Origin of the sequence: Methylovulum psychrotolerans, from assembly GCF_002209385.1 — a bacterium.
GTDB classification, from domain to species: domain Bacteria; phylum Pseudomonadota; class Gammaproteobacteria; order Methylococcales; family Methylomonadaceae; genus Methylovulum; species Methylovulum psychrotolerans.
In genome coordinates this window covers 3,272,995-3,298,447 of record NZ_CP022129.1, presented here as the reverse complement: position 1 = coordinate 3,298,447, position 25,453 = coordinate 3,272,995, and the positions used below count along the sequence as shown (strand labels likewise).

At 51.8% G+C, this 25,453-nt stretch carries 27 protein-coding genes; 12 read left to right on the top strand and 15 right to left on the bottom strand.

Annotated elements, in window-relative coordinates:
• Nucleotides 1–86: 86 nt before the first annotated feature.
• The 6 genes from CEK71_RS15055 to rpsF all read right to left on the bottom strand — a co-directional run bounded on the left by CEK71_RS15055 (nucleotide 87) and on the right by rpsF (nucleotide 5,095).
• A complete protein-coding gene (locus CEK71_RS15055; RefSeq protein WP_232463659.1) occupies nucleotides 87–1,469 on the bottom strand; it encodes an MFS transporter in 1,383 nt (460 codons plus the stop codon).
• A gap of 132 nt (nucleotides 1,470–1,601) precedes the next feature.
• A complete protein-coding gene (gene waaA, locus CEK71_RS15050; RefSeq protein WP_088620153.1) occupies nucleotides 1,602–2,882 on the bottom strand; it encodes a lipid IV(A) 3-deoxy-D-manno-octulosonic acid transferase in 1,281 nt (426 codons plus the stop codon).
• Between the two features lie 102 nt (nucleotides 2,883–2,984).
• The gene (rplI, locus tag CEK71_RS15045) at nucleotides 2,985–3,434 is read right to left on the bottom strand and encodes a 50S ribosomal protein L9 (protein ID WP_088620152.1); all 450 of its coding nucleotides are present in this window, start codon (nucleotides 3,432–3,434) and stop codon (nucleotides 2,985–2,987) included.
• A gap of 37 nt (nucleotides 3,435–3,471) precedes the next feature.
• The gene (locus CEK71_RS15040) at nucleotides 3,472–4,341 is read right to left on the bottom strand and encodes a DUF2232 domain-containing protein (RefSeq protein ID WP_232463658.1); all 870 of its coding nucleotides are present in this window, start codon (nucleotides 4,339–4,341) and stop codon (nucleotides 3,472–3,474) included.
• A 60-nt stretch (nucleotides 4,342–4,401) separates the two neighbouring features.
• Nucleotides 4,402–4,626 (bottom strand): 30S ribosomal protein S18, encoded by a 225-nt coding sequence (rpsR, locus tag CEK71_RS15035; protein ID WP_088620150.1) that lies wholly within the window; start codon nucleotides 4,624–4,626, stop codon nucleotides 4,402–4,404.
• Nucleotides 4,627–4,654: 28 nt separating this feature from the next.
• The gene (gene rpsF / locus CEK71_RS15030) at nucleotides 4,655–5,095 is read right to left on the bottom strand and encodes a 30S ribosomal protein S6 (protein ID WP_088620149.1); all 441 of its coding nucleotides are present in this window, start codon (nucleotides 5,093–5,095) and stop codon (nucleotides 4,655–4,657) included.
• 243 nt (nucleotides 5,096–5,338) lie between these two features.
• Here rpsF and CEK71_RS15025 point away from each other — a divergent pair, with 243 nt between their 5' ends.
• Both CEK71_RS15025 and CEK71_RS15020 read left to right on the top strand, forming a co-directional pair.
• A complete protein-coding gene (locus CEK71_RS15025) occupies nucleotides 5,339–6,592 on the top strand; it encodes an HlyC/CorC family transporter (protein WP_232463657.1) in 1,254 nt (417 codons plus the stop codon).
• Between the two features lie 107 nt (nucleotides 6,593–6,699).
• On the top strand, nucleotides 6,700–7,344 hold the full coding sequence (locus tag CEK71_RS15020; protein WP_088620147.1) for an FHA domain-containing protein: 645 nt from the start codon (nucleotides 6,700–6,702) through the stop codon (nucleotides 7,342–7,344).
• Here the strand turns inward: CEK71_RS15020 and radA are convergent.
• The 3 genes from radA to CEK71_RS22715 all read right to left on the bottom strand — a co-directional run bounded on the left by radA (nucleotide 7,341) and on the right by CEK71_RS22715 (nucleotide 10,831).
• Nucleotides 7,341–8,720 (bottom strand): DNA repair protein RadA, encoded by a 1,380-nt coding sequence (radA, locus tag CEK71_RS15015; RefSeq protein ID WP_088620146.1) that lies wholly within the window; start codon nucleotides 8,718–8,720, stop codon nucleotides 7,341–7,343. The two genes, CEK71_RS15020 and radA, sit on opposite strands and share 4 nt — an antisense overlap.
• Nucleotides 8,717–9,544 (bottom strand): NAD-dependent epimerase/dehydratase family protein, encoded by an 828-nt coding sequence (locus CEK71_RS15010; RefSeq protein ID WP_088620145.1) that lies wholly within the window; start codon nucleotides 9,542–9,544, stop codon nucleotides 8,717–8,719. The genes radA and CEK71_RS15010 overlap by 4 nt, the downstream gene beginning before the upstream one ends.
• A gap of 639 nt (nucleotides 9,545–10,183) precedes the next feature.
• Nucleotides 10,184–10,831 carry a hypothetical protein gene (locus CEK71_RS22715; protein ID WP_157679286.1) on the bottom strand — a complete coding sequence of 216 codons (648 nt, stop codon included), beginning with the start codon at nucleotides 10,829–10,831 and terminating at the stop codon, nucleotides 10,184–10,186.
• Nucleotides 10,832–11,346: 515 nt separating this feature from the next.
• Between CEK71_RS22715 and CEK71_RS15000 the strand changes: the two genes are divergently transcribed.
• Nucleotides 11,347–12,027, top strand: a complete 681-nt coding sequence (locus CEK71_RS15000) for a hypothetical protein (protein WP_088620143.1) — start codon at nucleotides 11,347–11,349, stop codon at nucleotides 12,025–12,027.
• 9 nt (nucleotides 12,028–12,036) lie between these two features.
• Here the strand turns inward: CEK71_RS15000 and CEK71_RS14995 are convergent, their stop codons facing one another.
• A complete protein-coding gene (locus CEK71_RS14995; protein ID WP_088620142.1) occupies nucleotides 12,037–13,170 on the bottom strand; it encodes a hypothetical protein in 1,134 nt (377 codons plus the stop codon).
• A gap of 233 nt (nucleotides 13,171–13,403) precedes the next feature.
• On the opposite strand from CEK71_RS14995, the gene CEK71_RS14990 reads away from it, so the two are divergent.
• Both CEK71_RS14990 and CEK71_RS23665 read left to right on the top strand, forming a co-directional pair.
• A complete protein-coding gene (locus CEK71_RS14990) occupies nucleotides 13,404–14,264 on the top strand; it encodes a hypothetical protein (protein ID WP_088620141.1) in 861 nt (286 codons plus the stop codon).
• Nucleotides 14,236–15,678, top strand: a complete 1,443-nt coding sequence (locus CEK71_RS23665; protein WP_232463656.1) for an HD domain-containing phosphohydrolase — start codon at nucleotides 14,236–14,238, stop codon at nucleotides 15,676–15,678. Before CEK71_RS14990 ends, CEK71_RS23665 begins: the two co-directional genes overlap by 29 nt.
• A 199-nt stretch (nucleotides 15,679–15,877) precedes the next feature.
• On the opposite strand, the gene CEK71_RS14980 is transcribed toward CEK71_RS23665, so the two are convergent.
• Nucleotides 15,878–16,189 (bottom strand): ComEA family DNA-binding protein, encoded by a 312-nt coding sequence (locus CEK71_RS14980; RefSeq protein ID WP_088620140.1) that lies wholly within the window; start codon nucleotides 16,187–16,189, stop codon nucleotides 15,878–15,880.
• Between the two features lie 225 nt (nucleotides 16,190–16,414).
• On the bottom strand, nucleotides 16,415–17,434 hold the full coding sequence (gene epmB, locus CEK71_RS14975; RefSeq protein WP_088620139.1) for an EF-P beta-lysylation protein EpmB: 1,020 nt from the start codon (nucleotides 17,432–17,434) through the stop codon (nucleotides 16,415–16,417).
• Between the two features lie 83 nt (nucleotides 17,435–17,517).
• On the opposite strand from epmB, the gene efp reads away from it, so the two are divergent.
• From efp to rnhB, 7 genes are all read left to right on the top strand, one after another.
• The gene (efp, locus tag CEK71_RS14970; RefSeq protein WP_088620138.1) at nucleotides 17,518–18,087 is read left to right on the top strand and encodes an elongation factor P; all 570 of its coding nucleotides are present in this window, start codon (nucleotides 17,518–17,520) and stop codon (nucleotides 18,085–18,087) included.
• Entirely contained in the window at nucleotides 18,088–19,068 is a 981-nt protein-coding gene (epmA, locus tag CEK71_RS14965; RefSeq protein WP_088620137.1) for an EF-P lysine aminoacylase EpmA, read from the top strand. It abuts the gene before it with no gap.
• 78 nt (nucleotides 19,069–19,146) lie between these two features.
• Nucleotides 19,147–21,462 carry an outer membrane protein assembly factor BamA gene (gene bamA, locus CEK71_RS14960; RefSeq protein ID WP_088620136.1) on the top strand — a complete coding sequence of 772 codons (2,316 nt, stop codon included), beginning with the start codon at nucleotides 19,147–19,149 and terminating at the stop codon, nucleotides 21,460–21,462.
• Between the two features lie 96 nt (nucleotides 21,463–21,558).
• Complete coding sequence (locus tag CEK71_RS14955; RefSeq protein ID WP_088620135.1) at nucleotides 21,559–22,065, top strand: OmpH family outer membrane protein; 507 nt, start codon at nucleotides 21,559–21,561, stop codon at nucleotides 22,063–22,065.
• 47 nt (nucleotides 22,066–22,112) lie between these two features.
• A complete protein-coding gene (fabZ, locus tag CEK71_RS14950; protein WP_088620134.1) occupies nucleotides 22,113–22,556 on the top strand; it encodes a 3-hydroxyacyl-ACP dehydratase FabZ in 444 nt (147 codons plus the stop codon).
• A 2-nt stretch (nucleotides 22,557–22,558) separates the two neighbouring features.
• Entirely contained in the window at nucleotides 22,559–23,329 is a 771-nt protein-coding gene (lpxA, locus tag CEK71_RS14945) for an acyl-ACP--UDP-N-acetylglucosamine O-acyltransferase (protein ID WP_088620133.1), read from the top strand.
• Nucleotides 23,330–23,336: 7 nt separating this feature from the next.
• On the top strand, nucleotides 23,337–23,942 hold the full coding sequence (rnhB, locus tag CEK71_RS14940; RefSeq protein ID WP_088620132.1) for a ribonuclease HII: 606 nt from the start codon (nucleotides 23,337–23,339) through the stop codon (nucleotides 23,940–23,942).
• On the opposite strand, the gene CEK71_RS14935 is transcribed toward rnhB, so the two are convergent.
• The 3 genes from CEK71_RS14935 to CEK71_RS14930 all read right to left on the bottom strand — a co-directional run bounded on the left by CEK71_RS14935 (nucleotide 23,923) and on the right by CEK71_RS14930 (nucleotide 25,414).
• Complete coding sequence (locus CEK71_RS14935; protein ID WP_088620131.1) at nucleotides 23,923–24,924, bottom strand: serine/threonine protein kinase; 1,002 nt, start codon at nucleotides 24,922–24,924, stop codon at nucleotides 23,923–23,925. The two genes, rnhB and CEK71_RS14935, sit on opposite strands and share 20 nt — an antisense overlap.
• Before the next feature lie 146 nt (nucleotides 24,925–25,070).
• Nucleotides 25,071–25,202, bottom strand: coding sequence for a hypothetical protein (locus CEK71_RS23950; RefSeq protein WP_269766556.1), 132 nt, complete (start codon nucleotides 25,200–25,202; stop codon nucleotides 25,071–25,073).
• A gap of 23 nt (nucleotides 25,203–25,225) precedes the next feature.
• Nucleotides 25,226–25,414: a phage integrase N-terminal SAM-like domain-containing protein gene (locus CEK71_RS14930; protein WP_232463655.1), complete on the bottom strand. Its 189-nt coding sequence runs from the start codon at nucleotides 25,412–25,414 to the stop codon at nucleotides 25,226–25,228.
• Between the last annotated feature and the right edge of the window lie 39 nt (nucleotides 25,415–25,453).

Sequence of the window (25,453 nt, the reverse complement as noted above, 5' to 3'; positions counted from 1 at the left end):
CATCCTCCTAAGCAAAACGGGCATTTTAGCCGAATTGGCGGGGATTTGCGTGGTTTGTGTTGGGATTTTGAGGGCGGAAGGCGGCCTTATGCCGCAGCCACCACCGCTTGCAACGCCGCTTTATCCAATACTTGGCTATCCACTTTCAAATACGCCACGCCATCATCAACGCTTAAGGTCACTTCCGCCACGCCGCTGACGGCTAGCATGGCGGCGGCTAAGTCGCTGGCTTTGGCTGCGTCCAAGCCGTCTAAGCTAATCAGCATATTGGCGAGGTAACGCGGCGGGGTCATCCGCAAGGCGACTAACAGCCAACTCAGCGCGGCGGCGGCGCAGAACAGGAACACTGCCGTTTCGCCATAAGCGCCTTTAAACCAACCGCCCACCAAGCCGCCGATGAACAGCCCCATAAATTGGCAACTGGAATACGCGCCCATCGCCGTGCCTTTTAAATCGGCGGGGGCGGTTTTTGATACTAACGACGGTAAAGTCGCTTCCAATAAGTTAAAACCGCAGAAAAACAGCCCTAAGCAAGCGATAATGGCGGGCAAGCTCCCCGCTGTTTGCGATAAGCCGAGTTCGGCCAGCAAAATGACGCTAATTGCCCCTAAAAACACCGCTTTCATTTTACGCTTTTTTTCCGCCAAGATGATAAACGGCACGACCAAGCCCATCGATAAGACGAACACGGGCAGGTAGACCTGCCATTCGTGTCCGGCGGCGAGGCCGGCGTTGCGCATATCGGTGGGGATGACGACAAATATCGCCATTAAAATCATGTGCAGGATGAAAATGCCGTAATCCAAACGCAATAAATCGGGATTTTTTAAAGCTTGGAACATTTGCGCGGGGACGAATTCGGCATCGCGGTGCAGTTTTAGGCGGTTGGGGTTGGGTACGACCCAAATCAGCGTCAACATCGCCAGCACGGTAAGGGCGGCGGTCGCCCAAAACACGGTTTGGACACCGCCAAAATGGGCGATGATAGGCCCTACGACAATGCCTACGCCGAACGACAGGCCGATGCTGATGCCGATGGTCGCCATCGCCTTAGTACGGTGGACTTCTTGGGTGAGGTCGGCGACCAGCGCCATGACCGCCGAGGAAATCGCCCCCGCACCTTGGAAGGCACGGCCCACCAATACGCCTTGGATGGTGCTGGACAGGGCGGCGATAACGCTGCCGATCAAGAACAGCAGCAAGCCGAACACAATCACTTTTTTCCGGCCTATACGGTCGGACAGCAAACCGAACGGGATTTGTAGCAAGACTTGCGGCAAGCCGTAAATGCTCATCGCCAAGCCGAGCAAGGCGGGGGTGGTGCCTTCCAACTGTTGGGCGAACAAGGACAATACGGGCAAGATCATAAACAAGCCGAGCATCCGCAGGGCGTAAATACCCGCTAGCGAGAATGTCGCATAGCGTTCTGAGGCGGTCATGGGGCTGGTTATATCTTGTACGGTATTCAAGACTTGGGTCTCCTAGGCAAACAGGGAAGGGCGGCGGCGCTGATTATATCCGCACATGATAGGGGCTATAGTGGCCTTGGGCAAGCCTTGATGGGCGGCGATTAGGACTATCGGCATTACTGGAGCCGCTGCTTATTCGGCTACACTGGGGGTTTGCGCCAATTCGTCAGCCAGTAAGCCGAACAACCGCCCGGTCGCCCCTTGGTTAGCTTGGACAAAGGCCAGAGCTTGGGCGATTAGGGCATCTTTATAGTCAGGGCGGTTGTAGACCGCCAAAATGGCCGCACCAATATCGGCAACGGTTTGGCATTGCACAGCGGCATTATGCGCCAAGATACCCTCGGCAACGGCTTTAAAGTTTGCCATATACGGGCCAAACAGCACGGGCACGCCCACGGCGGCGGCTTCCAAGACATTATGCCCACCGACGGGAACAAGGCTACCGCCGACTAGGCCGACATCCGCCGCCGCATAAAACAGTTTCAGCTCGCCTAAGGTATCAACGACATACACATCGGTAGCGGCGCTGCAAGCTTGGCCGGATGTGCGGCTTAGCCACGTCAAACCCTGTTGTTGGCACAGCGGCCCGATCTCGCTAAAGCGTTCGGGGTGGCGCGGGGCGATCAGCAACAGCAGTTCGGGCAAATGTTGCTTGAGTTGCCGATACAGCGGCAAGACTAGGGCCTCTTCACCCTGATGGCTGCTTGCCAGTAACCAGACAAAGCGTCCGGCAAATAAGCGGCTTTTTAAGTGTTGGCCTTGGCTGCGCAGGTCGGCGGCAATTTCGGTATCGAATTTCACATTACCGAGCGTCCGCACCGGGCAAGTCGCACCAATGGCAAGAAAACGGGCGCTGTCTTCGGCGGATTGGCTGGCAATACAGGTGATATGCGCCAGCGTCGGGCGGATTAAAGACGGCACACGTCGGTAAGCCCGCGCCGAACGTTCCGATAAACGGGCGTTGACCAAGTATAAGGGGATACCTTGTTGCCCGCAGTGGGCAAAGAGATTGGGCCAGATTTCGGTTTCCATGATGACCGCCAGCTTAGGCTGGAAACAGCGTGTAAAGCGGTGCAGGATATCCGGCAAATCATAAGGCAAATAAACATGGCTGACCCGATCTTGCAGGGCGGCTTTAACCCGTGCCGAGCCGGTCGGGGTGGTGGTGGTGATTAGCAGATGTTCTTGCGGATACTCGCTCAGTAAGCGTTTGACCAGCGGCAGTAAAGCCTCGGTCTCACCGACCGAAACCGCGTGCAGCCAAATGACCGGATGGGGATAGCTGTGGCGGTAGAACGCCAGCCGTTCCTGCCAACGCTCGCGGTAAGCGGGGGCTTTAATGCCCCGCCACGCCAAGCGCAACAAAATAGCGGGCAACAGCAGATAAAACAGGCAGGTATAAAGGATACGCATAACGGCAGCTAGCTCAATAAATGGCGTTAAAGCCCTTATACCCAGAAGCTATTGGCCAGACAGGGCGATGCACTTGCGTGACCACCCTATCCTAGCCGGATTTTACGCTTCGGCGACGATTTTAATCGTCATGGTGACGACGACATCAGTGTGGACTGACACATCAATATCAAACTCGCCGATGTGGCGGATCGTACCGTGTGGCAAACGCACTTCATGCTTACCGACCACAATGCCTTGCGCGGTAATGGCTTCGGCAATGTTGTGGGTGCCGATAGAACCGAACAGACGGCCTTCGTCGCCCGCTTTGTGGGCAATGACGATTTCCAGCTTGCCCAGTGCGGCGGCGCGGGCTTGGGCGGCCAGCAATTTTTCGGCGGCGGCTTTTTCCAGCTCGGCGCGGCGGCCTTCAAATTCGGCGATTTTGTTGGTGGTCGCAGGGGTGGCTTTGCCTTGTGGGATCAGATAATTTCTGCCGTAACCCGCTTTAATGGTGACTTTATCGCCCAGATTACCCAGGTTCGCTACTTTCTCAAGAAGAATGACTTCCATCTTATAATACCTCGTGTGTGGGGGGTGGCCCCATGATTTACGCTTTTGGCGTAGTGTGTTTAGATTGATGTTTGCGTAAGTTCAGCCACGCATCAGCCAAGCCGACCACCGCCGCCAATAAAATGGCATGGGGTATCAGGAACAAGGTGATATAGAGCATGGGTACGGTAAAACGTGCCAGTTTCATGCCTGCAAACAGGGCGTGCAGTACGGCCGTGCCGACGATGCCGTACAGGACGAGCAGCAGGACGGAAATATTCCAAGCCGCTTCCGACAGTACGCCGGATGACGCTTGTGCCGCCGCAATGACCAGTAAGCTGGCCGCCGCAAAACGGGTCGGCATCCGCAACGCCAAGTATTCGGTCTTAAAACCGCCCGGATTGTACAGGTTGGCTTGCCACCAACGCCCCAAAAACAGACCGAACAACAGGCTAAAAACCGAACCCGTCGCCACGATGCCTGTCATGTAATGGGAGATGATGGCGGCGGTGTGCTTAAAGTCGGCGATCGGTGCATCAGGCGGCAAGTTGGCAGGATCCATCATGCGCCCAAACACCGTCAACCAAGTCGCCGAGATTTCAGGATTGAATACATAACAGCCCGCCACCGCCAAAGCCCCCAGCAGGACGGCGATTTCCACCGCCACCGATAACTGGCGGCCTTCGCGCAGGATAATGCCGATCAGCCAGACGGGCAACCAGAGCGCCAGCACGTAGAGCAAGGCGAATTGGAAATCGCCAAACAAGCCCCAGCCCAATAGCCCCGCAACCAAGCTGGAGCAGCCCAGCACATACAGGCCTTCGGTCGCTCCCCGCCGCAACGTGACCAACGCCACCGAAGCTGAGCTTACGATACTCACGGGCGGGAACAACAGCGACAACAACGCTAAGGACGAGGCCACAGCCATGGCTTGTACCCTGCCCCGCATAATGTATGCCGCCAGAAAGTTCATCGCCCGCCAATCCGGTTATTTGTGTGCGTCGCAGAACGGCAACAAGGCGATAAAGCGTGCGCGTTTAATGGCGACACACAGTTCCCGTTGATATTTGGCCGTGGTGCCGGTGATGCGGCTAGGGACAATTTTGCCTGTTTCGGTAATGTAATCGCTTAACAAGTCCAGGTCTTTATAGTCGATTTGGGCGCCTTCTTCGGAGAAGCGGCAGAATTTTTTGCGTCTGATGTTACGAGCCATAATACGTCTCTACTAAAATAGTTAATGTTTATTCAGAAATGCTTTCGTTGGCATCGAACTCTTCGTCGTCGTCCAAATCGTCAGCCAGGGCCAAAGCTTCTTTCGCAGCGGCTTCTTTCGCTTTAGATTCGGCCTGTTTGTTGCCTTCGGCAGTGGCGATGGCAATCGGAGAAGGCGAAGTGACCGCATGTTTTTGCAACAGGGTCATGCTACGCAAAATGGCATCGTTAAAACGGAAGCCGCTTTCCAGTTCGTCCAGCGTCGGCTGGTCGCACTCGACATTCATCAGGACATAATGGGCTTTGTGGATTTTTTTGATAGGATACGCCAAATGTCTGCGACCCCAATCTTCCAAACGGTGGATAGTCCCGTTAGCGCCTTCAATGGTCGCTTTATAACGTTCGACCATTGCGGGCACTTGCGCACTTTGGTCAGGATGGACTAAAAAGATAATTTCATAATGTCGCATTAGTTTTCCTTTCGGGTAAAGCCTTCCCTTAAGATTGCCTAAGGGTAAAGCAAGGAGGAGCGAACGGCTCCGTTGAACTGCCCATTATAAAGTTTTTTCCCCTATCAACAAAGCATTATCTATACCATTGAAAGATAAGCTGGCAAAAACCGAAAACAATAGGGCTGTTGTGGATATTGGTGCTTGACAAAAAATCTGCATAGTAGAAACTAAAACAGTTTTAGTAACCTAAGAGAACCTTCTTTGAACGAAATGCCCCTTAGTATGCTGTTAGGCGTACTTCTCCTCATGCTGATCCTGTCCGCTTTCTTTTCAGGTTCGGAAACGTCCTTAATGACCCTTAACCGTTACCGTTTAAGGCATTTGGTCAAACTTAAGCATCCGGGCGCAATAAAAACCCACCAATTGCTTAAGCGTCCTGACCGCCTGATCGGCCTGATTTTACTCTGCAATAATTTCGTCAACACCTTTGCCGCCTCCATCACCACCATTTTAGCTATCCGGCTATTTCCCCAAGAAGAATCCAGCATCGCCATTGGTGCGGGGGTTTTGACGCTGGTCATGCTGATTTTTTCCGAAGTGACACCCAAAACCTTAGCGGCGATAAAACCGGAACTGTTGGCCTTTCCGGCCGCGTGGATTTACGAGCCCTTATTAAAAATACTCTACCCGGTAGTCTGGTTCGTCAATATCTTTGTCAACTTGCTGCTGCGGATGGTTGGGGTTGATGTCAACAAAAACACCCCCGACTCGCTTAACCGTGACGAACTGAAAAGCATCATCACCGAGGCCGAAAGCCTGATGCCGCCGCGTTACCAAAAAATGCTCTTAGGCATTTTGGATTTGGAATCGGCAACGGTTGAAGACATCATGACCCCGCGCAACGAAATTGTCGGCATTGACCTTGAAGATCCGTTAGAAGAAATTGTCGGCCAAATCAAAGACAGCCCGCACACCCAACTGGCGGTGTATAAAAAAAGCATTGACCGCATCATCGGCTTCTTACACCTGCGCAAAGTCCTGATTGAGGTTAACCAGCCGTATTTTGACAAGCAAACTATCATTAATTTGCTCAGTCAACCGGTTTTTATCCCGGAAAACACGCCTGTGCATACCCAGATGCTGAATTTTAAGAAAGAAAAAATCCGCATTGGTTTGGTGGTTGACGAATATGGCGATGTCCAAGGCCTGGTGACGTTAGATGACCTGTTGCAGGAAATCGTCGGCGAACTGATCACCGATGAGGTGGCCGCCGCCCAACCGCAGCATGACGGCAGTTATCTGGTCGATGCCGGTATCACCATCAGGGAGCTCAACCGCGTCACCCAATGGGCGTTACCGACCGAAGGCCCGAAAACCTTAAATGGCCTGATTATTGAGGTGATGGAGACTATCCCTGAACCCGGCACCAGTATCGACCTGCACGGTTACCAATTGGAGGTGATAAAACGCAATAAAAACACGGTCAAATTGGTGAAATTTTTGCCTAGAAAATAATAGTCGGCACAAAGTGGAAAATTCACTGTTTAATAGTGTATTTTCTTGAATAGTTGAAAAAATACCGTCTATAATTAAAGTCAATTCAGGCTAAATATACCAGACCAATGGCAAAGCTTACCGTTTTCTTTAAATATAAGGCAATCGACTCGTTCTTGTTCGAAACAGGCGTAGTCCATATTGGCCGAGACGAGACCAACGACCTGACTATCGACAGTCTGGCAGTGGCTCCTGCCCACGCCGCCATCATCAGCCGCGATAACGGCGGCAGCACTATCAAGCAATTAAACGAAAATTTTCCGCTGATCGTTAATGGCCAAAAAGTCAAAGAATGCGACCTGAACCATAACGACACCATCACGCTAGGTAAGCATGACATTATCTATAGCATTACGGAAACGTCCGAGCCGGACACGACAGACGAAAACCATTACGATTATTCTAATGCCCATGTCGGTGGCTTTGATGCCGATGACGGCTTTGTGACCCTGCCCCCCGCCAATCTTCAGGTGATGAGCGGGACTAGCATCGGCAAAGTGCTGCCGCTTAAAAAAGCCATGACCCGCTTGGGTAATACGGGCAGCGGCGTGGTGGTCATTTCCAAGCGTCGGGACGGCTACTACGTTTCGGCTTTGGAGGCCAAGGGTCTGTTAACCCTCAATAACCAGCCGCTAGGCAACCATTATATGAAACTGAACAACAATGATGTGCTTGTCGTCAACCAAACGTCCTTGCTGTTTTTCTTGGGTTAAACCAAGTCACCGAGAATATCCAAGGCTTCCGCCAAGGTCGATACCGGATAGACCTGCAATTGTGCCAGCTTCTGCTTGGGCGCATTGGCCTTAGGCACCACTGCTTTTTTAAAGCCATGCTTGGCGGCATCGTTCAGCCGCGCATGGCCATTCGCGACCGGGCGGATTTCACCGCTCAGGCCAATTTCGCCAAAAAACAGCACATCATGCGGGATCACCTTATTTTTTAGGCTGGACACCACGCTCATCACAATCGCCAAATCCGAACCCGTTTCGCTAACCTTAATGCCGCCCACCACATTGGCATAAATCTCGTCTTGGGCGGTCATAATATTGCCGTGCCGCGCCAACACCGCCAACAGCATCGCCAGACGGTTCTGGTCAAACCCCACCGCTAAGCGGCGCGGGTTGCCGTATTGGCAATCAGTCACCAACGCTTGTATCTCCACCAGTAAAGGCCGTGTGCCTTCCCATAACACCGTTACGACACTGCCGGAGGCGGGCGTTTCGGCGCGGTTTAAAAACATCGCCGAGGGGTTTTTCACTTCCTTAAGACCGCTGCTGTCCATCGCAAAAAAGCCCAACTCGCCGACACTGCCGAAACGGTTTTTATCGGCGCGTAACACCCGGTAACGGGCATCATCGGTAGAACCGAGCATCACCTGGGTGTCGACGATATGGCTTAAGGTCATGGGGCCGGCCAAGGACTGGTCTTTAGTGACATGGCCGACCATGAAAATGCTCACTTGCTGGCGTTTCGCGTATTGGGTCAGATAACTGGCCGACTCGCGCACCTGCGACACCGAACCGGGTGCGGACTCGGCATCTTGGGTGTGCATCACCTGAATAGAGTCTATCACCAAAATCTGCGGCTTCACCTCGTCCATCACCTCACAGATACGCTGCACCGACGTTTCCGCCAGCATCATAATCTGGTTGGCAGGCAATTTTAGCCGCCGCGCCCGTTCGGCAATCTGCTGCAAAGACTCCTCACCCGACACATACAACACCCGGATGCCCCGATCAGCGATATTGGCAATGGCCTGAAGCAATAAGGTGCTTTTGCCCGCCCCCGGCGCACCGCCAATCAGCACCACACTACCCAATACAATGCCGCCGCCCAACACCCGGTCAAACTCGGTAATACCGGTAAGGATGCGCTCGGTTTGCGCCAAATCGACATCCGATAACAGCTTGACTGTCGAGATGCTGCCCGCATAGCCCATCGCCCGGTTGCCATGTTCTTTCGGCGCGGCGCTTAAACGCACTTCCTTAATGGTGTTCCATTCCCCACAACTGGTGCATTGCCCACCCCAGCGCGGATAATCCGCGCCGCATTGGTCACAGACAAACGCGGTTTTGATTTTTTTACTCATAGGATCAACCCGGCATAGCCATCTTGATAACTGGCATAGCGGAAAGCATAGCCCAAGGCTTTCAGGCGGGCATTCCGGCAGCGCTTATTGGCATCCGCGTCCGCAGCAGCAATCTTGGCGATAGGGACTGGGCTGTTTTGCCGCGCCGCTAGCCAAGACACCACCTCCCAGAGCGGTGCGGGGTCGTCGTCGCTGGCGAGATAACACGGCTGCAAAGGGGTTTTTGCTAACCACAGGCCAAACAAAAACGCCAACACCCCGACACAATCCTCCTGATGGATACGGTTAGTGAAATACGCGGGTTGTTGTTGGATGGCCGGAGTTTGTCGCGCCATGCGCAACAAATGCTCACGCCCGGGCCCGTAAATGCCGGAAAAACGCACCACGACATGGGTAGGGTTCGCCGTCCATAGCGTTTGTTCGGCTTGGCGGATTAGCTGCGCTGTTATCACGGCCGACTCAGCGGGCGAGTCTTCGTCCACCCATTCGCCTTGGCTTTGCGCGTAGACGCTGGTAGAGGAGACAAAAAACCACTGTTGGCGGTTAAACTTTGCCAAGACATGCTGAAGGCCATCGACATAAAGTGCCCGATAGCCTTGCTCGGAACGCCCCCCGGCGGCGACGATAAAAAACACCACATCCACCGTTATGTCTAACGCATCGATAGCCGCCGCAGAGGTAATGTCGGCAGCGATATAATGTATACCGTCGCTGTGGCTGGGCGGCTGGCGTTTCAAGCCTGTGACGGTATGGCCTTGGCTGCTTAGCACAGCCGCCAAGGCGGAACCGACAGCGCCGCAGCCGATAATAAGGATGTTTGCCATAGTGAGGTTTTTAAGTGGGGTTATTGAAAATAGCCAAGATTGGCCGATATTTTATCGCCTGTACAGGTAAATTTAACGCCTGGGCGTGGATATTTTTTGCATGGCGACAAAGCTGCCCAAAAACAGGGGGTAAGGTTATCTTGAGAAAGCTTGGCGATGGGGCTGACAATAGCATAAGAATGGTAATGGGTGAGTCCACATAACAGCTAGAGATGATGAAGGCAACGACGGAATATATACTTCAAACGGCCAAGTTTTCGGTTTTTTGGTAGGGTACAGCGTACCCTACGGTGAATTGTAAAAGCCAAATACTTGGCCGTTCACAGTATAGTAGACTGAAAGAGATGTTCAGGTGTGAAAAATCGGAAGATATGGAACGTTGGCAACATTACAAACTGACAGGCTACGCCGTACCGCATGAAGCCATTGACGCATGGCTGGGGTCATGGGGTAGTGACAGCGAATTGCCAAAGCCAAACTAATTTGGCTTCCCGCCCCGCTGGCCGATAGCGCAGCCGCTTACCTATGAAAAGACAGCCGGCACGGCCCTTTGATTGGCCAGCACCGCTAAGGTTAAACAGCCACCGACCAAAAGCGCTTGGATTGCCTCGATGTGTAGCCTAACGCTAAAGCCATCGATTATTGCCGACTGGTAATGATAATATCTAAATTTGTTGAATCACTATTAAGGTTGTTTTTCATGTCAACTGAAAAATACAGACTTTCTCCTTTGCGCATCACTATATTGTGCGCTGAAAACGCCGCGCCTTCGCCGTTATCTAATGTGCCGGACTTTATGACGGTAGCGTCTTTATTTTTGAGTGACCAGTTAATGCCATCGCCAACGCCACTGATATAATCAATGTCGGAAACCCTACCCATAATATTAACTTTCCCATTTATTGGACTTTTCCATCTTAGAATCACTGGAATATTCAGGCCTGGATGTAAAAGAGGAATCCCTTGTGTGTGGGTCGTTAAGCGATAGGTAAAGGTTTTTTTTGCTACTCCAACAACAGGATATGTCCCATTAGCATCGGTTTCTCGCCAACAATGTAGCAAAGGGGTATTAACGAAACACGGCGAGTAATATTGCGGCAATAACGTGTAGTTAGCGGGCTGGTCGATACCAGAAGTATTTTGCATGAATGCCCATACGCCTGTTGGATTGGTGGTGATGCCTATCATCATGTCTCGTGACAGATTCCATGATAGGGTTTTTCCAGCAGTTGCCGTGTTGCAAAAGGTTAATGCTAATACGCCTGCCATACCTAAAAATTTTAACATTGCCTGTATCCTAAATTTAAAAGCCCAACGTAAGGTAGGCCGCTTAATTGACGCAAGCTATTGCGGCATCCGATTGTCTATCGTTTTTCAAAGATATAAAATTGCTTTCCTTTTATAAGTTTAGCAGAATTTGGCACATCCTATCCGTTTACTATGCCATCGTTGAGTGTTGCCTGCGCCAAGCCCCTCCACACCTAAATCATATCCTTTGCTGCCAGCCTGTCCGGCCACTGTGTGATATGCCGCTTTTTTGTGTGATATGCCTTAAGGCAAGGCCGTTAAAAGGCCAATAAGCCTTATTTAACGGCTATTTATCAAACACAAATAAACCCTATTATGCGAATTTCATGCCAAAAACAGCGGCATTTTGCCGCGTGACAAAATGCCACATTTTCAAGGGGACGGACTCGCTTTACACTTTGCCGCAACTGTTGCTCAACACGGTTACCTTCCTTCCTCTCGACAATGCGGACAACTCCTTTGTCCGCATTCTTTTTTTAACCGAGGTTCTATCAATGAATCGTAGCTATCTGGCAAAACGTACCACCCAACCCATAGATGTGCAAGAACTGAGCAGAAAAACCGCCATCCATGAAGCAGGTCATGCGGCGGCGATTTATTTCGGCAATAAACACCAGCAGTTGCCCCCCGTCTGCTTCCAAATCCTCATTTCCGGCTTAAACCACCCGCCCAGCCAGCATAAGGCCCTGACCACGCCCTGGATTGCCAGAGTCGACGGTGGCCGCTTAATCCATACCCTGCCGTCGTCAGTGACGGAAGCCACCCGTGGCTTTTCCCATCACCAAAAACAAGCCTACCTGAAAGCGTTTGATGCCGATATCGTCAATTTGCTGGTCGGGCCATTGGCGGAAGCCAATTATATCGCCTTGCGTGATGACGAAATCATTAACTCCCGGCTCGTAAATATCAATGCCTTACACCATTATGGCGGGGCGGCGGATTTATGGTTGGTGGAAGAATATCTGACTTGTTTAGGGCTGGATGCGCAAGCGCGGACGAAAAAGATTGACGCGCTGTTCGGGGCGGCTTTTACATTTATTAACGAGCGCGGGTATTGGCGGGCGATTATCCGCTTGGCTAACCATATTCTGGCCAACCGCCACTATACCATCGATTATTCGGCAATTGCAGCGGTGCTGGACGGTAGCGGCGGACTGCGCCAACAAGCGGCTTGACCGGATGAGTTAACCAGACAAAGTTTCCAACGTAAACGCCGCGACCGGTTTGTTAAAGCAGCAGCGGTCAGGGCACTGGATAGCCACTGAGGCAAAGGCGTTGTCAATAAAGGCGCGGTTGGCCGGATTGACCTGAAACCAATCTTGGTTCAGCAAAACATGGTTATGCTCGCGGTAAATGCTATGGTACAAGGTCAGGGCTTCGGCGAAGCAGCCGAACACCACTTGTGGCGACAAGTTGAGCATCCGTGATGAAATGCCGCCTAACACATAGCTTAATAACGGCGAATGGGCGTTACCGGCATCTTGGCGGATCACCCACGTTTGGCACTGTTGGTAAGTCGCTTCGTCCAAATTGGCGGGTTCGGCGACATCAACCACCAACAACTTGCGGTTATGTTGCCTTAACGCGTTGATGCTGGCGCGGGTCAGGCGGGTATCGGCATTGTGGGTACAGGCAATCACGACATCGACACGGCCTACAGCATCCATCGTATCGGCGATTGCTATCGGGTAATGCGCCGCCATGTCCGCCAAGGCTTTTTTGTTCGCGCCGAAACCGACGACATCAAACTGGCGCTGGGTTAAATGCGCGGTGACGGCCTCCCCCAAAATCCCATAACAGCCTAACACTAACACCCTGGCGTTACTGTTGTTAAGACCTGACTTTGCCAAGGCATTATCGACATCTTGGCATAACAAAGTCGCCGTGCCGTTATCGCCAATGGTAAACAGCAAATCGGGGAAACGTTGTTTTAATTCGTGCCCGTCCCGACCAAACAGGCGCTTGGTTGACGCGGCCAGTAAAATGACTTTCGCGCCGCGTTTTTGCGCCCAGATGACGGCATCAATAAAAATGCTTTTGGCGCGTTGCCGCCCTTCTTTGGTCATCAGCTCTTCGGCCGTGACCGCAATGCCGCGCACTTGCCCCGCCACCCCATTTAAATAAATCCGCGCACCATTGGAATGCCCCGACGTTGGCCAGTTATCGCCCCAAAATACCTGGCCTTCGGCCTCGTCACGGATATTGGTGATAATCGCCACATCTATCGGCGGTTGTCCCGATAACCAACGATACCAGCCCCGATAATCAAACATTACCAATGCGATACGCCATAATCCTGCCAAATACGTTGCCAACATGGTTTAACCCCTATCAAAAATTTTACAGGGCTCCAGTGTAAAAGTTGGCGGGGCGGGTAACAATAAGGTGATTTCCGTAATTTGATGGGGGATGGGGCGGTTTTTGTTCGCGGATATTGTGCGCCAAGAGAAGCCCCACCAAGCTTTAGGCACTGCAAAAACTTTAAGTGGTAATTTGCCGGCAGTTGTATTAGTATTTGGGGGAAATTAACCCATTGATTAGCGTAGCCCGCATGGATAGTTGCCCAGAGTGTAATGCCCTCACCGCTTGGACGGCAGATCGTTGTTTTGTTTGTCATTCTGATTTAGGCGCACCTAACCGCCGCTTAGTCAACCAGCAACACGAACGCGAGGCCTTGGAACAACGTTACCAAGCCGCTGTGGCGGAAGCAGAACAACGGGGGGTAAAGCAAGCCTTAGCGGCTTTTGAAGCCAGTATAACCAACGACTCACGGGCTATTATCAATACATCGGCATATTTTCTATATGGCCTGCTCGACTCCGAGAACCAGCTTTATGCCAATTATCGGCAACAAACAGCCAGTGCCACCCGCAAAGTTGCCGAACTGATTAATGACCGCCAGCGGTGCAGTACGGAAAGCGAGTTGTTCGGCACATTAGCCCCCGAACTCCTTTATGGAGCCTTAACGCTGGATAATAAAGGCCTGGTGTCTTATGGTAAATGCGCTATGATATTGAAAGATATTACTGTACGGCGTAAGGCGACGGTTTTGGAGGAAAATTCTTATGATTTTGTCAAACGTCATGACATCCGTGCATTTGATCCTTTACCCGTGGGTTACTGGACTGACTGGCCTAACCGAGCCCAGCTCGCTGTTGCTAAATTAGCTACACGAATCCAGTCAGATACCAAAGATTTTGCCAGTGTATTGTTATTTTCTAACGGTGATCGGGCGCAAGACCAGTTTATCGAAATACATATCTACGGTAGCCTTGACAGGCAAGCCATTGCCGAAGTAGCTTTGCCTACAAAGAAAAACTGGGAGAGTTTGGAATTTCTAGATCGCGCTCTTTTAGAAAAAATCGAAGCCCAAGCAAAGTGTTATGATATTACCTGTAGCAACTATGATTGACGAAGCCTTATTAGTTGTCGAACTGGACACCGCCCTGTATCGGCAGAACAACCGCTGGCACGCCATCCGCGTAGAAAATGGCGTGCGTTTGGACTGTGCGCGGGAGTTAACCGCCATCCTCGCCCATCCTGCCGAAAAACGCTTGCTTAATCCCCCGCCCGCTACGCTTGACGCGCTGATGGTTTGCTTGCAGCAGTGGAGCCAGCGCCACCGCTTACTCCATTGCTTGCTCATCGGCATGGATAGCGTATGCAGCCCTAATACCCGGCAACAAGCCCTAGACCATGCCGAACACTGGCTGGCCGATACCGAAATCGCCGCCTTTGCCACCGCCCGCTTATTCGGTTGCCCATTACCCGCAATGGCGGATATTCAAGGGGCACTAGCCTTGTCTGGTAACCTTGCCAAGGTACAGGCACTTTACCAAAACTTACATCAAGCCCAAGCCCTTATCCCGTCTGTCCGCCGCTTGTTTGAAACCCTGGTGCGCTTTGATTTTTCCTGCCTTGCCGCCGCCGATGATGTTGTGCCTGTGTTAGTTGACGAAGGCGTAGTGTCCGCCGCAGTGCTGGCGGTATATCAGCAAGACCGGGGGGCGGTTGAGAATCTGTTATTTACCTTTAACAGCCATCCGACCTTAAAAATCTTGGAGCCGCGTATTGGGGCTTTATTGACGTTGTTGATTAAACAGTTGTTAGCCCAATACCCTTACAAGGACAAAGTCTCGAAACACCCGAATATCAATTCCAATAAAATCTACCTGACACCTAACGAGGTAGCGGAATTATTGATGGTGTCTCCGGTAACGGTCAGATCATGGGCCCAAAAAGGCGTGTTGGTTGCTAAAGTTATGCCAGGTGGACACCGTCGTTTTTTGAAAAGCGATGTGGAAAATTTTGTCCGCGACAGTGGAGCCACCTATGTTGAGGCAAAACCCAGCATTTCGCGGATTCTTATTGTTGATAACGACCCGCTGATGATGACGTATGTCTACGACATTCTTAATGGTTCGGGTTTGGGTTTTGTGTTGGCCACGGCGCAAAATGGCTTTGAGGCGGGGGCGAAAATGTATGTTGGTGCACAATTATGCGCCAGCTTAAAGGAAATGGAGTCGACGGTGCAGATTATCCGTTCGCATCATGAACGTTGGAACGGCAGCGGCTACCCTGACGGCCTTAAAGGCGAGGCGATTCCGCTGTTGGCAAGAACGTTCCAAATTGTCGATATTTTTGATGTCCTGACATCGCCCCGGCCTTATAAGCCCACCTTGGATTTTACCGCCGCCATCGATGTTATTAAGCAGGAAATTGCCGAGCAGTGGCTAGACCCTCAATTGGGCCGCATCTTTTTGGAATTGCTCGCAACCCGTCCACAAGACTTTGCCGTCATTTCCGCCATTGACTCGGCTGCTTAAGGCTAATTTTGTAAAAGGCTATTTACCACGAAGATGCTGATTAATATTGAGAGTCTAGGAGGCTGTCGGACTTGATGCCCAAGTGATTGATTATAAATAACATTAATTTTCAATAAAACCTGAAAATAGTAAATAAAATCAATAAGATAGCAAAACAAGTCCGACAGTCTCCTAGCTTTTTAATCTAACGACATAGCCCTTACTGGGCTTTTTTCCCCGCCGGGGCGGCAGCAGCGGGAGCGGCGGGTGTGCCGCTCAGTTGGATGTCCGCTTTGTTTTTCTCGATGGTTTTCTCGCCAATGCCGTTGACGTTCGTCAGTTCTTCCACGGCTTTAAACGGGCCTTTTTCGGTGCGGTATTTGACAATCGCCTCGGCTTTTTTCAGGCCTATGCCTTTTAGGGAGTCGGCGATGGTTTGGGCATCGGCGGTATTGATGTTAACGGGGGCGGCGAAGGCGGCGGGGGCTAAGGCCAAACAGCCCAGCCAAAACAACAGGGTTAATTTTTTCATAGTTGCCTCTCAAACGGTCAATAAAAGGGTTGGGGATAGGTGGTAATTACTGCGAATACCCCATGAGAAAGTGTAGCAACATACTATGACAATACAACCCGTGTTTTGATATTTATAGGCGAGTCGGCAAAAAATCAGGCCCGAAACGTTGCCTGGTACCTGACAGGTTAGGTCAGGCGTGGGTTAAAGCCCTCGGCAACGCCTAAAGGCCATTGCCCTCCACCGCTAGCCCAACTCACTGACATACTGCTTAAACGCCGCCCCGGCCTGTTCGGTGACCAGTTTTGGCACCAAATAGCCGGGCAGGGCGGTTTGTAGGGCATGGAGCAGTTGTTGGGCTTCGGTTTTGCCGACTTCAAAATGTGCCGCACCGTGGACTTTATCCAATAAATGCAGGTAATAGGGGATAACCCCCAAGCTGAACAGGTCTTCGCTGAGCTGGCAGAGCGCTGGGGCGTTGTCGTTAACGCCTTTTAACAGCACGGCTTGGTTAAAGACGGTGATGCCGTGGCGTTTGAGGCGGTGCAGGGCGGTGGCGACGCGGGGGTTCAGTTCGTTGGGGTGGTTGCAATGCACGACCAGCACCAGGGTTTTGCCGCTGTTGGCCAAAATGTCCAGTAAGGTGTCCGTTATCCGTGCGGGCAAAACGATGGGCAGGCGGCTGTGGATGCGGATACGTTTAACCGTTTCAATTTGGCTAAGTTGTCGGCACAAGGCCGCCAGTTGCGTGTCGTTTAGCAGCAAGGGGTCGCCGCCGCTTAAAATCACTTCGCTGATGCTGGGGTCGGCGGCGATGTAAGCTAAGGCCGCCTGTTGCTTTTGTTTGCCCAGTTGCAGGTCTGCGTAGGGGAAGTTGCGGCGGAAGCAGTAGCGGCAATTGATGGCGCAAGTTCCCGTGTTAATCAGCAGTACCCGCCCGTGGTATTTGTGCAATACGCCGATTTCGGCCAGGGCGGGCAAATCGCCGACCGGGTCGGTGGTAAAGCCCGGCACGGCCAGTAGCTCATCGGCGATAGGCAGCACTTGCCGCAGTAAGGGGTCGTGGGGGTTGCCTTTTTCCATACTGGCGGCAAAACTTAACGGCACGCGCAAAGCAAAGCTTTGTGGCCCGGTCAGGGCGGCGGGCAATTGCCCTGGCGGTAGCTGTAGGTAAGCGCACAGGTCTTCGGTGCGGGTAAAGGCTCCGCTGAGTTGTTGTTGCCAGTTTTGGGCAAAATGTGCGGTCTCGTCGGCGTATTCGGTCATGGCTGGGGTATTTAAAGTTTCTCTGGAGGGTTGCCTCCATTATAATGGGCAACTTTTAATTATTGTGTCACACTGAGGATAAAATGGCTGTTTATAGCACTAATGAGTTTAAAGCCGGGTTAAAAATCATGCTCGATAATGACCCTTGCGCAATCATTGAAAATGAGTTTGTCAAACCGGGTAAGGGTCAGGCGTTTAACCGCGTTAGAATCAGAAACTTAAAAACAGGCCGGGTGATTGAGCGCACCTTTAAATCGGGCGAGTCGCTGGAAGGCGCGGATGTAGTTGATGTGGAAATGCAATATCTGTATAACGATGGCGAATACCGCCATTTTATGGTGCAAGATACCTTTGAGCAATATCAGGCCGATGCCAAAATCGTCGGCGATGCCGGTTTATGGCTGAAAGACCAAGATTTTTGCTTCGTGACCTTATGGAATGACGCACCCTTAGCGGTGACACCGTCTAACTTTGTCGAGTTGGAAATTGTTGAAACCGATCCGGGTGTGCGCGGCGATACCTCCGGCGGCGGCGGTAAACCGGCTAAACTGACCACTGGGGCTGTGGTGCGTGTGCCGCTGTTTGTGCAAATCGGCGAGGTGATTAAGGTCGATACCCGCACCGGGGAATATATTTCCCGCGTTAAAGACTAAATGCAGGCGGATTGGCAACCTTCCTGTAGCGTGGCGGCACTGCAACGCCGCGCCCGCTTGTTGCAGGACATTCGGGCGTTTTTCCACGCCCGCGCTGTGCTGGAAGTGGAAACGCCGTTATTGGGGCATTGCACGGGTACTGACCCGCAATTGGATTTTTTTAGCACCGACTATCATAGCCCGCCCTTACGGCAGACCTTGTATTTGCAAACGTCGCCGGAGTTTGCCATGAAACGCTTGTTGGCGGCGGGTAGCGGTTCGATTTACCAGATAGGTAAGGCCTTTAGGAACGGTGAGGCCGGACGCTTCCATAATCCCGAATTTACCCTATTGGAATGGTATCGGGTGGGCTTTACCCTGGACGATTTAATGGCCGAAGTGGCGGACTTGTTCGCCGTGCTATTTGCCGACCAAGGCTTGCAGCCGCCGCAACGGCACAGTTATCAGTCGGTGTTCCGCGCCCATACGGGTTTGGACGCGCTGCAATTTAACTCTGCCGACTATTGCACTTATGCGGTGGCGAACGGCTTGCCGGAAGCGGTGGCTTTATGTGGTGAAGACCATGTATTGTGGTTAGATATGTTGTTCAGCCATAAGGTGCAGCCGTTTTTGGGCACTCAAGGCTTATGTATGGTCTACGCCTATCCGGCCTGCCAGTCGTCTTTGGCGCGTCCTAGCCCCGATAATCCGTTAACGGTCGAGCGGGTCGAGCTGTTTATGCGCGGCGTTGAGTTGGGTAACGGTTATTATGAACTGACCGATGCCGACGAGCAGGCACGGCGCTTTAATAAGGAAATTCAACAACGGCAGGAACAAAACCTCCCCGCCGTTATCGAAGACTCACGTTTGCTGGCGGCGTTAGCGGCAGGCCTGCCCGATTGTGCCGGCATCGCCATGGGTTTGGACAGGGTATTATTGTTGCTGTCAGGCACAGCGACGGCACTCAGCGAGACGCTGAGCTTTGCTGTTGACAGAGCGTAAGGTCTTTTCAATTCTTACTGTGCTATAATCCCGACCAGCCCCCTATTCACTAAAATTGTTTTACTTTTCGCTGTTTACATGAAATTACATCCTTTTTCTCGCTGGTTATTGCTAGGCTTGCTTGTTTCCCAGGCGGTTAAAAGTGACGGAGAATTCGTTGTCAGTGATATTAAAGTCACCGGTCTGCAACGTATTTCGCTCGGAACAGTGTATAACTACCTACCCGTTAATGTCGGCGAACGCTTTTCCCAAGAAAAAGTCGCCCCTGCCATTCGGGCTTTATTTAAGACCGGGTTTTTTAAGGACATCACCTTAGAAAGGCAGGGTAACACCTTGATGGTTAAGGTGATCGAGCGGCCTTCCATTGCCAAAATCATTTTTGAAGGCAATAAGGATTTGTCCAAAGACGATTTAAAAAAGGCCTTGGATAAGATCGGTTTGTCGGAAGGGAAAATTTTTGACCGCCAAGTGTTGGATAAGGTCGAACAGGAACTTAACCGCCAATACCTTAGCCACGGCAAATACGGTTTGAAAATCAAGACCGAGGTCGCGAACCTGACGCGTAACCGGGTCGGCATTACCATTAACATTTCCGAAGGCAAGGTCGCCAAGATCAAGCAAATCAATATTGTCGGCAACCAAGCCTTTGACGACAAAACTCTGCTGGGCACCATTGAACTCAGCACCAGCAACTGGCTGTCGTTTTACAGCAAAGATGACCAATATTCTAAGCAAAAGCTGGCGGCGGACTTAGAAACCTTGCGCTCCTATTATTTGGACCGCGGCTATATCAATTTTGCCATTGAATCGACGCAAGTCGCCATTACCCCTGATAAAAAAGATATTTATGTCACCATAAACGTCAAGGAAGGCGCGGTTTACACAGTAGAAAAGGTTAAACTGGCGGGTAATCTGATTGCCCCACCGGAAGAGTTGATCAAATTGGTCGGCATAGGGCCGGGGGAAGTGTTCTCCCGCAAAAGCGCCACCGAAACCTCTAAAGCCATTTCTGACCGCCTAGGCAACGACGGCTATGCCTTCGCCAACGTCAATATGGTCCCGGACGTTAACGAAGCGAACAAGACTGTGGATATGACGTTTTTCGTCGATCCGGGCAAGCGGGCTTATGTCCATCAGATTAATATGAGCGGCAACACCAAAACCCGCGACGAAGTGTTGCGGCGGGAAATGCGCCAAATGGAATCCAGTTGGGCTTCCAGCGCTAAGATTGAGCGCTCAAAAACCCGTTTGGAACGCTTGGGCTATTTTGAGTCAGTCAATGTCGAAACCCCGCCCGTGGTCGGCACCAACGACCAAATTGATGTCAATTTTGGCGTGACCGAAAAAGCGTCGGGTAACTTGTCGGCGGGGGTGGGCTTTTCGCAGGTGCAGGGGATTGTCTTTAACGCCAACATTTCCCAAGACAACGTGTTCGGTTCGGGTAAACGGGTTAACATCGGCTTTAATAACAGCTCCTATCTGACCAGTTACCAATTGGGCTTTTTTAACCCTTATTTTACCAAAGACGGGGTCAGCGTCGGTTATACGGCGGGCTATACCAAGCGGAACGCCGGACAAATTAATATTGCCAACTATTCGACCGAGGTGTTGAATGCGGGCATGGATTTCGGTATCCCGTTAAATGAGTTCGACCAAGTGCGCTTCGGTTTGGAAGGCAAGCACACCCAGTTGAGCACCACGGTGTATTCGTCGCAACAAATCAGCAGTTTTATCAATAATCAAGGCAATAGCTTTTTAACCGTATCGCCGACTTTAAGCTGGACACACGATACCTTAAACCGGGCGATTTTCCCCAGCAAGGGTGGGCAACAGCGTTTAACAGGCCTGATTACGGCACCCGGCAGTGATTTGGAATATTATAAGGTCGGCTATAAGCACCAATTGTATTTCCCGTTGGCGAAAGATTTTACCTTCAGGATACAGGCGGAAGCGGCTTATGGTCATGGTTACGGCAAAACCAGCGCCCTGCCGTTTTTTGAAAACTATTACGGCGGCGGTACCGGTTCGGTGCGCGGCTACCGCAACAACTCCTTAGGGCCGCGCGACTCCAATGGCTATCCGTTGGGCGGTTCGAGCAAAATTATCGGCAACGCCGAGCTGTTTTTCCCCGTACCGTTCTTATCCGATGTCAAATCGGTGCGCTTAGGGGCGTTTATGGATGCAGGAACCATCAGCAATGCCTTTACGGTCAATAATCTGAAATATGCGGCAGGCCTGTCCGGCGAATGGCTATCGCCGTTTGGGGCCTTATCGATCAGTGTCGCGCAGCCCTTAAAGACCGGCACGACCACCTACATCGACAACAACGGCAATGCGGTGCAAGTACAAGACCAAAGCCAATTGTTCCAATTTAACTTCGGGCAAAATTTCTAGCCTTAGGTCTTGGGATTTGCTTTGCTTATCCCCTATAATTGAACCACCTACCGTTAACAGAACTTACTATTTAATGAATTGGAGATTGATTTAACAATGAAAAACAAAATCGGATTATTTTTGGGCGTGTTACTGGCGGCAAATGCCAATGTCAGCTTTGCGGAGCTAAAAATTGGCGTAGTTAATATTCCGGCGATTTTGGAAAAATCCCCGATGGTCGAAAAGGCCAGAAAACGTATGGAAATGGAATTTTCCTCACGCGAACACCAGTTGTCCTCGCTGATGAAAGACATCCAAAGCAAAGAAGAAAAAATGACCCGGGACGCTGCCATCATGAGCGATTCCGAACGCTCGAACATGGAAAAAGACCTGATGAACAAAAAGCGCGATGCCAAGCGTTCGCAACAGGAGTTCAGCGAAGACATTAACGCCCGCCGCAATGAAGAACTGGCCAAATTCCAACGCCGGATTGTTGAAGCCATCCAAGCCATTGCCAAAGAGCAAAACTTTGATTTAGTGCTGCATGATGGGGTCAGCTATGCCAGCGACAAAATTGATGTGACCTCGCAAGTCCAGCAAAAACTGTCTTCCATGCCCGATTGATCACCCGTTACCCGTATCACTAACCCCTAGATAAAAGCACCTTCATCATGTCTATCAAATTAGATATTTTACAAATACAAGAATTTTTACCACACCGCTATCCCTTTCTCCTTGTCGATAAAGTGGTGGAGTGTATACCTGGGGTTAGTTTGCTCGGCGTTAAAAATGTCACTTACAACGAACCGTTTTTCCAAGGCCACTTTCCGCAAAAACCGATTATGCCCGGTGTCCTGATCCTTGAAGCGATGGCGCAGGCCACCGGTTTGTTGGCATCGGAAACCGCCGGTGATGAACTGGAAGGCATGATCTATTATCTGGTCGGTATTGATAAGGCCAAGTTCAAGCGTCCGGTCGTGCCGGGCGACCAATTGATGCTGCATGTCAACTTTGTCAAAAGCAAACGCAATATCTGGGCGTTTGATTGCCACTCTGAGGTGGATGGCGAATTTGTCGCCAGTGCCGAAATCCGCTGTGCTGCTGTGGTGGACTGACCTTGATACATCCTACCGCCCTGATTGACCGCAAGGCTGAAGTGGCTGAAGGCGTCACCATTGGTGCGTATTCGGTCATTGGTGCCGACGTTAAAATTGCCAGCGGCACCCAGATAGGTTCGCACGTCGTCGTTAAAGGCCCTACCAGTATCGGTAAAGACAACCGCATTTACCAGTTTGCGTCGATAGGCGAAGACCCGCAAGACAAAAAATACGCCGCCGAAGTGACCCGCCTGGAAATCGGCGACCGTAACACTATCCGCGAATTTACCTCCATGCACCGTGGCACCAAGCAAGACCGTAGCGTCACCCGCATCGGCAGCGACAATTTGTTTATGGCCTATACCCATGTCGCCCATGATTGCCTCATCGGCGATCACGTTATTATGGCGAACGGCGCATCGTTAGCGGGGCATGTACGCCTGAACAGCCACGCCATTCTGGGCGGCTTTACGCTGGTGCATCAGTTTACCCAAATCGGCGAATACAGCTTTGCGGCGATGGGCAGCGCCATCACCCAAGACGTGCCGCCGTTTATCATGGTCGGCGGCAAACCGACCCGCCCGCACGGCATTAATTCGGTGGGCATGGAGCGTAACGGCATCAGTGCCGATGACATCCGCCTGATCCGTAAAGCCTATAAAATCATCTACAAAACCAATCTCCGTTTGGAAGATGCCATAGAGCAAATGGAAGACATGGCGGGCGACAGCAAACCCGTGTCGGATATGGTCAGTTTTTTGCGTAACGTCACCCGTGGCATCCTGCGCTAAGCCTGCTATGGACACCGCCTTACCGCTTATGGCCGGGGTTGATGAAGCCGGGCGCGGCCCCTTAGCGGGCGCGGTGTTCGCCGCCGCCGTTATCCTGCACCCTGACCGCCCGATTGCCGGGCTGGCCGACTCCAAAACCCTGACCGCCGCCAAACGCGAACACCTGTTTGTGCAGATTCAAGAACAGGCCTTAAGCTGGTGTATCGCTTCGGCCAGTGTCGAGGAGATTGACCAGTTGAACATCCTGCAAGCGACCTTGTTAGCGATGCAACGCGCCGTGGCCGGGCTGACGGTGGTGCCGGATGAAGTCTTAGTGGACGGCAACCGCTTGCCCAAGCTGACCATGCCTGCCCAGGCGATTGTCAAAGGCGACAGCAAAGTCGCCGCCATCAGTGCCGCCTCCATCCTTGCCAAAGTCGAACGCGATAGGCTGATGGATGATTACCATAAGCGTTACCCCGTTTATGCCTTCCACCAGCACAAAGGCTACGGCACGGCGCAACATCTTGCCGAAATCCGCCAGCATGGCTTCCTCGACATCCACCGGAAAAGCTTTAACCCGCTCAGGACGTGGTTGGCAGAAAACGCCGTGGTCAGTCATCAAAACGGCTGACCGCTAAGGACGGCTGAGCCATCAAGGTCAGCTGTACCCGCAATTCGGCAATCCGCTCTTGCCAATAATTCGGCCAAGTAAACCACGGGAAGGCCGTCGGAAAGGCCGGATCATCCCAGCGGCTCGCCAACCAGGCCGAATAATGGATCAGGCGCAAAGTGCGCAACGCTTCCAACAAATGCAGCTCCCGGCTGTCAAAATCATAAAACATCCGATAGCCCGCCAACAAATGCCCCAATTGCACCGCCATTTCTTCCCGCTCGCCGGATAACAACATCCATAAATCCTGCATGGCCGGCCCTGTGCGGCTGTCGTCAAAATCGACAAAATGCGGGCCGTCATCCGTCCACAAGACATTGCCGGGATAACAGTCGCCGTGCAAGCGCAGTTGCGCAGGTTTGCCCGCCCGCTCAAAACAGGCTTGCGCCATTGCCAAACACTCCGTACTCACCGTATGGTAAGTTTCGGCAAATTCCGCCGGAATGCAGCGGTTATTGTGCAGAAAATCCCGCGCCGCTACGCCGAACTGGGCAACATCCAAACCAGGCCGGTGCCGGAATGGCGTTTCCGCGCCAATGGCATGAATCCGCGCGATCAGCCGCCCCATCCGCTCCAGCTTTGCAGCTCCCGCCAGTTCGGGTACCCGCCCGCCTTGCTTAGGAAATACCGCAAACCGGAAACCTTCCAGCTCATGCAGCGTCGCCCCATTACCAAACGCCAATGCGGGTACAACGGGCAGCTCTTCTTCATATAAAGCCTGCACGAAAGCATGTTCTTCCAAAATCGCCGCATCCGTCCAACGCCCAGGCCGATAAAACTTCATCACCACCGTGCCCGCGTCCGCAACACCGACTTGGTAGACACGGTTTTCATAACTGTTTAAGGCCAGCATTCGCCCGTCCCCCGTTAAGCCGATGCTCTCCAGCGCGTTGAGGATAATATCGGGGGATAAGGCATAAAAAGGCGCAAGGGAAGTGGTCATAAAGTGTGTATAAATCTTAAGTCAGTTCAAGGTGGCGGCGTTACTCAACCGCCCACGGTAGTGTGCGAGTTATACCACGCTTAGGGCAGAACTCAACTGATTAAACGCCTTTGTTTCGCTAATAGGCCAATCAAACGGCCATTTTGCTAAATTACCGGATAGATCCTTAAAGCCTTTGCCAGCGCCACGTTATCCGGCCAAGGCAGTTCGGTAGCCAAAACCGCTTTGTACAAAAATAACACCGCCGAACGCGCTTGGTTCTGGAGTGAGGCCGACACCTTGCCCTCCACTGTTCAATGCGTCAAAAATTGACCGACCTCAGCCGCCCCCATTTCACGCAGATGCCGCTTGCCAAAATGCAGAGCCGCCTAATCCAATCTGTGTAAGCCTGTTCTGTACGGATGCTGTAATGTTTAAAGCGGATTTTTTCCCTGACTTGGTCCAACAGCTTAGGTTTCTGGACAGGTAAATTATCTGACGGGTATTGCATAAATTATAGGATGTGCTAAATTTTGCTAAACTTATAAAA